The organism is Anoxybacillus flavithermus, from assembly GCF_002742685.1.
Taxonomy (GTDB): Bacteria; Bacillota; Bacilli; order Bacillales; family Anoxybacillaceae; genus Anoxybacillus; species Anoxybacillus flavithermus_E.
Map to the genome: position 1 here is coordinate 254,407 of NZ_PEDM01000001.1, position 12,116 is coordinate 266,522.

Here is a 12,116-nt window from a genome sequence, read left to right on the forward strand (position 1 = left end):
ATCACTCCCCTCGACATATACATTCGCTAACGACGACGCGATTCCTTCCTGTGCGCTTCGCTTCATATAATGCTTCATCCGCCCGTTTGACCATTTGCTCTTTCGTCATTCCTTGTTCGTATTCGCACACGCCGAAGCTGCACGTAATATGTCCGACTTTCGGAAAGTGAACGGTTGCTACAAGATGGCGAAGCGCTTCCGCTAAACGATACGCCCCTGCTTGCGATGTCGCTGGCGCTAAAATAATAAATTCTTCCCCACCCCAACGCGCCAATATGTCGCAGTCGCGCAAACGATTCGAAATCGCCTCACACATGCGCACTAATACTATATCACCGACGTCATGTCCGTACGTATCATTCACTTTTTTAAAATGGTCAATATCAAATAAAATAATAGAAAACGTATGTTTATATCGCTTCGCGCGATGAATTTCCCGCGTAAAAAACTCGTCAAATTTTAAGCGGTTAAACGTTTTTGTAAGCGGATCTTTCGTCGCTAAAAATTCGTTTCGTTTGCTTTCTTCTTCGAGTGCCGTAATGTCGGTAAAGACAACTAAATACGCATTCGGTTCATTCGGAAACGACGTCGCCTTTAGTAAAAACACATGCCCTTCTCCTTGTTTGCACATCATTTTTACTTTTAGAAATGGGATCGTGCGGTCAATAAGCGGACGAAGCCATCGCTTTTCTCCTTTCACGTAAAAATATCCCGGTTCAGCAACAAAATCATCACATACGTGCGTGCGACCAGCCCGAAGACTTTCTGTTTTTTCCGATCCAAAAAAACGTTGAAACGATAAATTGCAATCGAGCAATCGTTCATCATTTAAAATGCATATTAAGTTTTCTTGAAAGTCGATAATCGTGCGCGTATATTGCTTTTGTTTTTGTAATTCGCGCTCGAGTTGACGTTGATAAATAGAATGTTGCAACGATTGCAAAAATTTTTCATGGTCAATCGGTTTTAAAATAAAATGATTCACGCCATATTCAATCGCGCGAATGAAAAAGTCGTTATCGTCATAGGCGGTCGTAATAATAATTTGCACATGTTTATCCTTTTCACGAATATGGCGAATAAGCTCTAATCCGTTCAATAAAGGCATTTTAATATCTGTAATGACGATGTCAGGCCGAAATGTCGTAAATAGTTCGAGCGCTTCTTGGCCGTTTTTCGCTACTTTCATCTCACGAATGCGCCGTTTTAATAAGCGCGTTAACATCTCCCGTGCCCCCGGCTCGTCTTCGACATATAACACTTTTACATCTGCTTGCACCGCAATCATAAACCCCTTCCCCCTTTATTTATTCGCGGCATACGAATCGTAAATGTCGCTCCTTTTTTTGATGATGAAACGAATAAATCACCGTTCATTTTCGTGACAATCATTTTTGACATATATAATCCGAGCCCTGTTCCGTCTTTTTTCGTCGTCACATACGGTTCGAACATATGTTTTTGTATTGTTTCATCAATGCCGCCTGCGTTGTCTTTTACTTGAATGTAAATGAATGCATCGTCGGCATACGTACGAATACAAATGATTCGTCGGGCAATATCGCGCGCAACAAATTGTTCGCACGCATTTGTTAATAAATTAATAAGCACTTGGCTCATTTCATTCGGGAAACCATACATGTGTGCTCGCGTGCGATTTTGGACATGTAGATGAACTTCGTTATGATCTAAACTTGCCGAAATAATTTTTAACGCTTGGCGAATGGCTTGAATGGGACGGAAATACGTCGCTTCTTTATGCGGTTTAAAAAAGTTGCGAAAGTCGTTAATCGTTCGCGACATATGTTGAATTTGGATGAAACATTTTTGAATGGACGTGCGCAAATACGATTCGTCTAACTCCCCGTACGCATACGCTTCTTGTATATCTTGCAAAAGCAAGCCGAGGACGTTTAACGGCTGTCGCCATTGGTGGGCGATATTTCTTAACATTTCCCCCATCGTTGCATAGCGTGATTGCTCAATAAGCATAAAATCTTTTTCACGATTTTTTCGCACTTCTTCTTCCATTTTTCGCTGTAACGTTGCATTCATTTGTTCCATTTCTTGTTTGAGTTGTTGCAGTTCTTGTACCGTTTGTTCTCGTTTAATCGACTCGCCAATCGTGCGGGCAAGCGCAAAAAAAATGGCGCGTTCATGAGCGGAAAACATTCGTTTTTGCTCGCAATCGACGACGCTTACACATCCCCATCGTTCATCGTGAATAAAAATAGGAGCGATCATAAACGACTGAATGGCATGTTCCTCAAAAATAGTGCGTACATTCCCATCTAATTCATTTGTATGCCCGACGAACATATTTCCGTCATATAAATGTGCGAAACAATGAACATCTTCTGTTGGAAAGACGATGTGATCACGTGTCACGAAACGCGAAGAGGGTGTTTGTATGTCATAAATGCGTCGCAGTGTATACGTTTCATCTGATGCGTGTAAGCGAAAAATGGCAACGCGCGTCACATGAAGCGCAATGCGTAAACTTTCTAACGCCGCCATCAGCGAGCGATCCATAGCCTCTCCTCCAAAAACGAACAAATATAGGTCTTTTATACTAAATTTATCGTAATTCTCATGTAAAAAAAAATCAAGGAAAAAATTGTTACAAACATGTAAAAAAGCTAGGCATCATGCCTAGCTTTATACACGAAAACGATGGATCAATTGTTGTAATGAGCGGCTCATATCGTTTAGTCGCTCTGCTGCTTCTGTGACGGTGCTTAACGCTTTTAATTGTTCTTCCGATGAGGCAGATACTTCTTCTGCCGATGCAGCCGATTGTTCTGAAATCGCCGCTAAGTTTTGGAGCGCTGCCACAATTTGTTCTTTGTTTTCATTCACGTCATGAATTTGTGTAAAAATATGTTCAATCGCTGACGTTAATTGTTCCATCATCGTTGCGATATGCATAAACGATTCCGCCGTTTCGTTCACTGCCGCTTGTTGTTGGTCGTTCATTTGTTTCGTATGGTCAACCGCTTCGGTTGCAAGGGAAGCTTGTTGTTGAATGGACGTAATCGTTTGACGAATTTGTTCTGTCGCTTGCGCCGATTGTTCCGCGAGTTTCCGCACTTCTTCCGCAACGACCGCAAATCCTTTTCCATGTTCTCCTGCGCGCGCCGCTTCAATGGAAGCGTTAAGCGCTAAAAGGTTCGTTTGCGCAGAAATGTCGGTAATCGTTTGAATAATCGCACCGATTTGGTTCATTTTTGCCCCTAAATCCGTAATGACCGTTTCAACTGAACGCAATTCGTTTTGCGCTTCCGCTGATTTCGCTTGAAGTACATTTAATTTTTCAATGCCCATGTAGCTTGCGTCTTTCGTTTCATCGGAAAGCTGTTTCATACGCTCTGCCGATTGCGTCACCGTACCCATTTTTTCAGATAAATCGTTCATGCGATCGTTCATCGCATCTAAGTTGCTCGCTTGTTCTGATACGCCTTTTGCAATGTCGGTGACTGCTGTTGTTACTTGTTCGCTTGTCGCCATCGTTTCTTCAGACACCGCACTTAAATGGTCAGCAGCGCTGCCGAGTTCAGCGACAGAACGATCGACTTCGCCAATGAGCGAGCGCATATGTGACACCATCTCGTTAAAGTGGCTAGTAAGTTGCGCAATTTCGTCGTTTCCTTTCGGTTCGACATGCACCGTTAAATCGCCTGTCGCTACTTGTTGTACGCGCTCATTGAGCTGAATAATCGGTTTGACGATTGAACGCGATACAGCATAAATAAGAAGCGATGCAAGAATCGTTGCGATGACAACAACCGTCCATGACGCTTTTCCAATAGTCGTTAACGTCGCTAACAAATCTTTCTCTTTATATACTGCACCGACTTTCCAATTTAACTTCGGAATGGTCGCAAAATACAATAATCGTTTTTCGCCGTCTTGTTCATATTCGTAAATGCCTTTTTCTTTTGCAAACATTTTTTTCACGACCGGATGGTCAGACATATCTTTCCCTTTATACTGTGGATGAACGATCGCAAATTTGTTTTGGTCAAACAATATCGGATAGCCGTTATAGCCAACACGAGATTGTTCGACCGTTTCCGCTAACGTATTTAACGACATATCTAAACCGATGACCCCGACCACTTGCCCGTTTTCGACAATCGCTTTGGCGATCGTGACGATGTAATCGTTTGTCACCGCATCAACGTACGATTCCGTCCAAATGACTTTGTCAGGTGAAGCGACAGCCGCTTTATACCATGGACGCGTCGTCGGATCAAAATCTGGCGGCAAATCAACAGACGGCGTTGTGTACATGTTGCCGTTTGCTGTGCCGATGTAAGCTAATTGTACCTTTTTATGAATGTTTAAAAATGTAGCGAGCTGCCCATCGATCTCTTGCCAAAGTTGGGCATCTTCTGTTTTTGTAAACGCTTGAAACGATTTCGTTTCGCTAAATTGCTTTAATGCATCTTCTTGGCTATCAAAGCTATGCTCGATATCGTCAACAAGCTCTGTTACAAGCGATTCCGCACGCACTTTTGCATCGTCTTTCATAACCGACACCATTTGCACATAGTTGACCGTTTGCGAAGCAACGAGCGCAATAATTAACAATAATGCCATTAAACTCGTTAATTTCAACGTTAATGAACGAAACAATGTTGTCCCTCCCCCAGTCTTGTCGAATGTTGTCGAAAAATTAATAAAGTTGTAGTTTCATTATAAAAGGTTTGTACGGCTATGTCTATGACCGTTTTTTACTGTTTTTTTCATAAAAAAAGAACCGGGGGCGTCCGGTTCTTATCGTTGGAACGTTTCTTTCACGAAATGAACGACTTCTTCTGCTGTCGCAAGCGATAAAATGTGATCCTTCACTCGTTCTGCTTCTTGTTTGGAAAGTTTTTTTAGTTGAGAGCGAACGCGTAAAATGGATGTCGCGCTCATGCTAAATTCGTCTAAACCAAACGCTAATAAAATTGGTACAGCTAGCTCCTCGCCTGCCATTTCCCCGCACATGCCAACCCATTTGCCTTCTTTATGCGCCGCTTCAATGACGTTATAAATAAGACGTAAAATGGCTGGGTTGTATGGTTGGTATAAATACGATACGCGTTCGTTCATTCGGTCAGACGCCATCGTATATTGAATTAAGTCGTTCGTTCCGATGCTGAAGAAATCGACTTCTTTCGCAAATTGATCCGCCAATACAGCAGCAGCTGGGATTTCAACCATCATGCCGACTTCGATGTCGTCTGACACCGCCACACCTTTAGCCACAAGCTTTTCTTTTTCTTCTAAAAGAATGGCTTTTGCTTGACGGAATTCGTCTAACGTCGCAATCATCGGGAACATAATTTTTAAATTTCCGTAAACACTTGCGCGCAATAACGCCCGAAGTTGCGTACGGAACATCTCTTGCATATCTAGACAAAGACGAATGGCACGGAAACCTAAAAACGGGTTCATTTCTTTTGGAAGGTCTAAGTATGGCAGCTCTTTATCCCCACCGATGTCAAGCGTACGAACGACAACCGGTTTTCCTTCCATTTTTTCTAATACCGTTTTATATGCTTCAAACTGTTCTTCTTCTGTCGGCAATTCGTTGCGGCCCATGTATAAAAATTCGGTACGATATAAACCGATACCTTCTGCACCGTTTGCTAGTACACCTGCGACATCGTTTGGCGTTCCGATGTTTGCGGCAAGCTCAACGTGATGTCCGTCGCTTGTTGTCGTTTTTTCATGAACAAGCTTTGCCCATTCTGCTTTTTGCGCAGCAAAAGCGGCACGTTTTTGTTCATATTGGGCAATGATTTCTTCGGTCGGATTCACGATCACTTCACCGTCAAGTCCGTCAATAATGACGATGTCACCGTTTTGAATCGCCGCTGTCGCTTCTTTCGTTCCGACGACGGCTGGAATTTCCATCGAACGCGCCATAATGGCAGAGTGAGACGTTCGTCCGCCAATGTCTGTTGTAAAACCTTTCACATATTTTCGGTTTAATTGTGCTGTATCGGACGGCGTTAAGTCTTCCGCGATGATGACGACTTCTTCTGTAATCATGCTTGGGTTTGAAATCGTCACCCCTAATAAATGAGCAAGCACACGTTTTGTCACATCACGAATGTCTGCGGCACGCTCTTTCATATATTCGTTGTCCATCGCTTCAAACATCGCAATAAACATCGATGCCACTTCATGAAGGGCAAATTCTGCATTCATGCGCTCTTGTTCAATTTTTTGTTCAACAGCTTGGACGAGTTCTGGGTCGCTTAGTACGAGCAAATGGGCGGAGAAAATGGCCGCTTTATCTTCACCAAGCTCTTTTAATGCGTGCGCTTGAATGACTTCAAGTTCTTCTTTTGATTTGGCGAGCGCTTGTTGAAAGCGGCTAATTTGTTCAGCTGGGTTTTCAATCGTTTGTTTTTCAACCGTTAAATCGGGATGTTCTAAACGGTACGCCTTCGCAATGGCAATGCCATTCGATGCAGCAATCCCTTGTAATCGTTTCATTACTCCGCTAATCCTTCTTTTGCTAACGTTTCTGTTAATGCGTTGATGGCGTCTGCTGCATCGCTACCTTCAGCTGAAATGGTAATTTGCGCACCTTGTGGAATGCCTAATGACATCACACCCATAATCGATTTTAAGTTGACTTTTTTGCCGTTGTACTCTAATTGAATGTCGCTATCGAATTTGCTCGCTGTTTGAACTAACATTGTTGCTGGACGGGCATGAATACCAGATTCTGCAGTTACTTTAAACGTTTTTTGCATATTGCTCATCTCCTCACTTTTTATTTTGAAAACATAGAGGGCAAAAACCCTCTATGTTTTTTTACCGAAAAATGACGTATTTTGCAAGTAAATTATTTTTGAACGACGACAACATCTTCGCCTTTTGTTACTGTTCCTTGTTTCGTGATGTTTACTGTTTCTCCTGCTTGTAAGTTTGTAAAAATAATCGGTGTAACAACAGAAGGTGCATGTTGTTTTACATATGCAAGATCGACTTTTAAAATCGGTTGTCCTTTTTTCACTTCTGTTCCTTCCGATACAAGCGCTTCAAATCCTTGACCGTTTAATTTCACTGTATCAATGCCGAAGTGGATAAGCACTTCACGACCTGTTTTTGATTGAATGCCAATCGCATGTTTTGTCGGGAACACGTTAACGATCGTTCCGTCTACTGGCGATACGACGGTACCATCTGTTGGCTCAACCGCAAAACCATCACCCATCATTTTTGTTGAAAACACTTGGTCTGGCACTTCAGAAAGTGGAACGACTTTTCCTGTTAACGGCGATGCGACTTGTTCTGTTTCGCCTGTCGCTTGTACAGTTGGTTTCGTTTTTTCTACTGCTTTTGTTGGCACGCGGCCTTCCATGATGTCTTTAATTTGTGTTTTTAAAATATCTGATTTCGGTCCGAAAATCGCTTGAACGTTGTTGCCAACTTCTAATACGCCTGCTGCACCGAGCGCTTTTAAACGATCTTTATCGACATGTTGAATGTCGTTGACAGATACGCGTAAACGTGTAATGCACGCATCTAAATGCGCGATATTTTCTTTTCCACCAAGCGCCGCTAAAATTTCGTGCGGAAGTTCGCCTGCGTCTGCTGTTGTTGTTGTTTCTGCTGTTTCTTTTTCACGACCTGGTGTTGCTAAATCCCATTTACGAATCGCAAAACGGAATCCGAAGTAGTAAATGACCGCAAACACAAGACCGACCGGAATGACGAGCCACCATGCTGTACGGCCCGGCAACACACCGAATAGTAAGTAGTCGATAACACCACCGGAGAATGTCATACCGATTTTAACGTTTAAGATGTGCATAAGCATAAATGATAGTCCTGCGAAAATCGTATGAATCGCAAACAATGCTGGCGCAACGAACAAGAATGAAAACTCAATTGGTTCTGTAATCCCTGTTAAAAACGATGTTAATGCGGCAGATGCCATAATACCAGCAACGACTTTTTTGTTTTCTGGGCGCGCTTCATGATAAATCGCAAGCGCTGCTGCTGGTAACCCGAACATCATGAACGGGAATTTTCCTGTCATAAACGTACCCGCTGTGAGCTCAGCACCGTCTTTAATTTGTTCGAAGAAAATGCGTTGGTCACCGCGTACAAGTTCCCCTGCTTTGTTCACGTATTGACCGAACTCAAACCAGAACGGTGAGTAGAAAATGTGGTGCAATCCGAACGGAATTAATGCACGCTCGATGACACCGAAAATAAATGCTGCTAACGTACGGTTCGCATCAATCATGTTGTGCGAAAAGGCGTTTAAGCCATGTTGAACAGGTGGCCATAACCATGTCATCGCAATACCGAGAATTAATGCCGATGCCGCTGTGACAATTGGAACGAAACGTTTTCCTGCAAAGAAACCTAAGTAAGATGGCAATTCAATATTAAAGTATTTGTTGTACATATACGCGGCTAAAATACCGACGATAATCCCGCCGAATACCCCTGTTTGTAGCGTCGGAATACCTAAGACGTTCGCAAACGATGGGTCTGTGCCGATTTGATCAGACGTTACACCTAAAATGACGCTCATCGTTACGTTCATCACTAAGTAACCGATGATCGCTGCTAAACCAGCAACCCCTTCACCGCCAGCTAATCCGACGGCAACCCCTACCGCAAATAAAAGCGGCAAGTTCGCAAATACAATGCCACCCGATTGCTCCATCACTTTCGCAACCATTTCAATCCAGCCTGTTTCTAACGCTGGAATTTTTTCAATTAACGCTGGGTTTTGCAATGCGTTACCAAACGCAAGCAAAATCCCTGCTGCCGGTAAAATCGCAACAGGAAGCATAAGCGCTTTACCGACTTTTTGTAACGTACCAAACGCTTTTTTCATATAAAACCCTCCTTCATCGTGTTAAGTTTTGCAACAAACGCCATTTTCATGCACGAAAAGTAGACGAAGCGAAATGTTAGACGTCTAACAAATGTAAGCATTTGCAAATAAGGGAAAACAAAAAGGCATGAGCAAAGAACGACAGAAAAAGGGTACTATGTAACGACTTTTGTCGTTACACCACTTTTTTTGCCTTCTTTACTCATGCCTGATCGAATCAGTAACACGTAAAGATAAGTGCCCGTTTATTCACTTTTTCCAGTCAGCCGTTGCAAATGCAACGTTAAATATACGGCTTCAGCTTCATCTACCGGAAGCTGCAACGTTTGTTGCATAATTTTTATGAGCTTCCACGACAAATTATAACATAGTGGATACGTCTCTTTCAATATGTTCGACAATTTTTTCGGTTCTTCAATTTTTTCTCCTTTTTTCACGCGCTCAATCGCATAACGCAAATGGCGGACAAACCGTAAATAATGAATGCTTTCGCGGTCAATGCGAATGTCGAGCTGTTCTTCAACAATGGAAACTAAGCGAGAAATGAGCTGCGAATGTTGATTCACTTCCGATAATTGATGATTCGTGAGCGCGCTATGAATGTGTAAAGCGATAAAACCGATTTCCCCTTCGGGGAGTTGAATGTGCAATCGTTCGTTCAACATGTTTACGACTTCGGTTGCCACATCATACTCAAGCGGATATAAACTTTTCGTCTCGACTAAAAATGGGTTTTTAATGTCCATCCCTTGTTCTAGCCGCTTAATCGCAAACAAAATATGGTCCGTCAATGCGACGTGAATATGTTCGTTCAACGAGCTGTTCGTTCGTTTTTGAATGTGATGAATGATGTCGTTCATTAAGCCGATAAATTCTTCATCGACATGTGGCAACAATTTTTTATATTGTTCTTGTTCCCGTTCATTTTTTAAAATAAACCATTTTTCGACGTCTTTTTGTTCAATGACGTCTCCTTTCTTTTTGCCAAAGCCAATGCCTTTTCCGATTAACACGACCTCATCGTATGTTGGATGCGAGGCAATGAGCACGTTGTTGTTTAATACTTTTTCAATGCGAAACGATTGTTCCACGTCTAGTTCGCCCCTTTAAAAACGTTTACATTACTTTCAATGTTACGAAACGAACAAAGCTGCGTCAATGGAAATACGCTTAATTTTGTCAAGACAGCTGTGAATGTTTTTTGTCAAAAAGACATTTCAGTTGCACAAATGCATTTGTTCGATTAAACTTTTGTTCAGTATAAAAATGGAAGGAGTTTACCATCATGATTCAACTCATTGTTACCGATTTAGATGGGACGTTGCTCGGTTACGACCGACGCGTTAAAAAAGAAGATCGCGAGGCGGTCATTCGCGCCATTACAAGCGGCATCGATTTTGCCGTCGCTTCTGGACGGATGGATAATGAAATTTTAGAAGTGCTAAAAGAAATCGGTCATGACGCACATCGCATTAGTCAAAACGGGGCATTTGTGTACACAAAAAATCATCGTCTTCTTCATCATAGCTCGTTTCATCCAGACATTGCCCGCTCCATTTATAAGCAAGCACGTACATTAGAAGCGATTGTGCTCGTATGTAACGAACAAACGAGCTTTGTCGAAACGAAAACGGAACAAATCGAACAAATGAGAGCGCGGCTATTTTTCGATATTGTTGAAAAGCGAGATATGCTCGCAGCGATCGGTCGTGACATATTACCATCAAAAATTACCGTCATTGGCGAAGAACATGTCGTCGCATCATTTGAACGATTCGTCAACGAAACGTGGGAGCCGTACGTCGATACGTTCATTTCTGAACCGCGCTGTTTAGACATTATGCCAAAACAAATTAGTAAAGGCGAGGCGCTTCGATTGTTAATGAGCCATTTACAGCTGACAGAAGAACAAGTGGCTTGCTTCGGTGATTCGTTTAACGACATTCCGATGTTTTGCCTCACTCCGCATAGTTTTGTCATGTCGCATGCGCCCGAACAAGTAAAAAACGAAGCGCGCTACGTCGTTTCTTCCGTTCATGAAGCGATTGAAACGGTACTTTCCATAAATGAAAAGATGCCTCAAACGTAAGAGGCATCTTTTCATTTTACTAGAATAAACGAACGGCTTTGACTGCGCGCGGTGCCCAGTACGGTTTCATGTTTGCAAACGCGACTCCTGTGCTCGTTGCGGCATGCAACAGCGTTTCGCTATCTACAACGATCGACACATGGTTAATGACACCATCTCCTGTCGTATCAAAAAAGATTAAATCGCCTTTTCTTACGCTCGCAAGTGGCACTTCAGTACCGACCATCGCTTGTTCCCGCGATGTGCGCGGCAATGTGATCCCGTTTTCGCTATATACGCGATACGTAAACGATGAGCAGTCAAATACATCTGTGCGCGTCGTTGGTGCCCCAAACAAGTATTTCGCTCCCATGTATTTTTTCCCTGTTTCAATGATCGCATTTGCGCGTTCTTCCCATGAAAGCGGCACATTGATCGTTTGCCCAGCGCGAATAAAATTCACATTTGTCACGCTTGGGTTTAGTGCGAGTAAATCGTTTACCGTCACGTTAAATGTTCTCGCAATCGTTGATAACGTGTCCCCAGGTTGGACAATATACGATTTACTTGCGCTATTTGTCGGTGTTGGCACCAATGTTTGTGTCGCGGTTGGTGCTGGCGTCAGTGACGTCAATTGATTTGACGTTGTATTTGTTGTGCTTGTCGCTGGCACTTGTAATACTTGTCCAACATAAATGCGGTTGACGTCGGTAATCGTTGGATTCAGTTCAAGAAGACGCGTGACCGTTGTGTTTAATTTTTTCGCAATCGTAGATAACGTATCGCCACTTTGAATCGTATATGTTGCTGTCGTCGGTGCTACCGTTTGTGTTGTTGGCGCTGGCGTTTGTGTTGTTGGCGCTGGCGTTTGTGTTGTTGGTACTGGCGTTTGTGCCGTTGTCGGGGCATCAGGCACTTGTAATACTTGTCCAATAAAAATGGTGTCTGTCGTTAACTGATTTAACGTTTTTAAGTCATTTACTGATATGCGGAACGTTTGGGCAATTTTCCATAACGAATCGCCTGATTTGATCGTATATTGTGCAGCATCTAACGCTTTTTCACCTAAAAATAACGTCGATAATACCGCTCCTGCTACAATCGTTTTTTTCATCGTCCCAAACTCCTTCCTTTTTGAAGCGCTTCCTTGCCCATATGATAACATGAAACTTCAAATCTATTAAC

General features: G+C 42.8%; 9 protein-coding genes. 1 reads left to right on the forward strand and 8 read right to left on the reverse strand.

What is annotated here, in order from left to right; genetic code table 11:
* Position 1: 1 nt before the first annotated feature.
* The 7 genes from CS060_RS01340 to glcT form a co-directional block, all read right to left on the reverse strand.
* Complete coding sequence (locus CS060_RS01340) at positions 2-1,288, reverse strand: GGDEF domain-containing response regulator (protein ID WP_099668606.1); 1,287 nt, start codon at positions 1,286-1,288, stop codon at positions 2-4.
* The gene (locus tag CS060_RS01345) at positions 1,285-2,532 is read right to left on the reverse strand and encodes a GAF domain-containing sensor histidine kinase (protein ID WP_099668607.1); all 1,248 of its coding nucleotides are present in this window, start codon (positions 2,530-2,532) and stop codon (positions 1,285-1,287) included. The genes CS060_RS01340 and CS060_RS01345 overlap by 4 nt, the downstream gene beginning before the upstream one ends.
* 126 nt (positions 2,533-2,658) lie before the next feature.
* Positions 2,659-4,638, reverse strand: coding sequence for a methyl-accepting chemotaxis protein (locus CS060_RS01350; RefSeq protein WP_035046774.1), 1,980 nt, complete (start codon positions 4,636-4,638; stop codon positions 2,659-2,661).
* A 141-nt stretch (positions 4,639-4,779) separates the two neighbouring features.
* The gene (ptsP, locus tag CS060_RS01355; protein WP_035046776.1) at positions 4,780-6,495 is read right to left on the reverse strand and encodes a phosphoenolpyruvate--protein phosphotransferase; all 1,716 of its coding nucleotides are present in this window, start codon (positions 6,493-6,495) and stop codon (positions 4,780-4,782) included.
* A complete protein-coding gene (locus CS060_RS01360; protein ID WP_099668608.1) occupies positions 6,495-6,767 on the reverse strand; it encodes a phosphocarrier protein HPr in 273 nt (90 codons plus the stop codon). Before CS060_RS01360 ends, ptsP begins: the two co-directional genes overlap by 1 nt.
* An 83-nt stretch (positions 6,768-6,850) precedes the next feature.
* Positions 6,851-8,863, reverse strand: a complete 2,013-nt coding sequence (ptsG, locus tag CS060_RS01365) for a glucose-specific PTS transporter subunit IIBC (protein ID WP_035046779.1) — start codon at positions 8,861-8,863, stop codon at positions 6,851-6,853.
* 245 nt (positions 8,864-9,108) lie between these two features.
* Positions 9,109-9,954, reverse strand: a complete 846-nt coding sequence (gene glcT, locus CS060_RS01370; RefSeq protein WP_035046782.1) for a glucose PTS transporter transcription antiterminator GlcT — start codon at positions 9,952-9,954, stop codon at positions 9,109-9,111.
* 194 nt (positions 9,955-10,148) lie between these two features.
* Here glcT and CS060_RS01375 point away from each other — a divergent pair, with 194 nt between their 5' ends.
* Positions 10,149-10,952: a Cof-type HAD-IIB family hydrolase gene (locus CS060_RS01375; protein WP_035046783.1), complete on the forward strand. Its 804-nt coding sequence runs from the start codon at positions 10,149-10,151 to the stop codon at positions 10,950-10,952.
* A 19-nt stretch (positions 10,953-10,971) separates the two neighbouring features.
* Here the strand turns inward: CS060_RS01375 and CS060_RS01380 are convergent, their stop codons facing one another.
* Complete coding sequence (locus CS060_RS01380; protein WP_035046785.1) at positions 10,972-12,045, reverse strand: C40 family peptidase; 1,074 nt, start codon at positions 12,043-12,045, stop codon at positions 10,972-10,974.
* Between the last annotated feature and the right edge of the window lie 71 nt (positions 12,046-12,116).

Coding starts and splice junctions, on each gene's coding strand:
- CS060_RS01340 (WP_099668606.1), bottom strand. CDS start 1,288: ATGATTGCGGTGCAAGCAGATGTAAAAGTGTTATATGTCGAAGACGAG.
- CS060_RS01345 (WP_099668607.1), bottom strand. CDS start 2,532: ATGGATCGCTCGCTGATGGCGGCGTTAGAAAGTTTACGCATTGCGCTT.
- ptsP (WP_035046776.1), bottom strand. CDS start 6,495: ATGAAACGATTACAAGGGATTGCTGCATCGAATGGCATTGCCATTGCG.
- CS060_RS01360 (WP_099668608.1), bottom strand. CDS start 6,767: ATGAGCAATATGCAAAAAACGTTTAAAGTAACTGCAGAATCTGGTATT.
- ptsG (WP_035046779.1), bottom strand. CDS start 8,863: ATGAAAAAAGCGTTTGGTACGTTACAAAAAGTCGGTAAAGCGCTTATG.
- CS060_RS01375 (WP_035046783.1), top strand. CDS start 10,149: ATGATTCAACTCATTGTTACCGATTTAGATGGGACGTTGCTCGGTTAC.
- CS060_RS01380 (WP_035046785.1), bottom strand. CDS start 12,045: ATGAAAAAAACGATTGTAGCAGGAGCGGTATTATCGACGTTATTTTTA.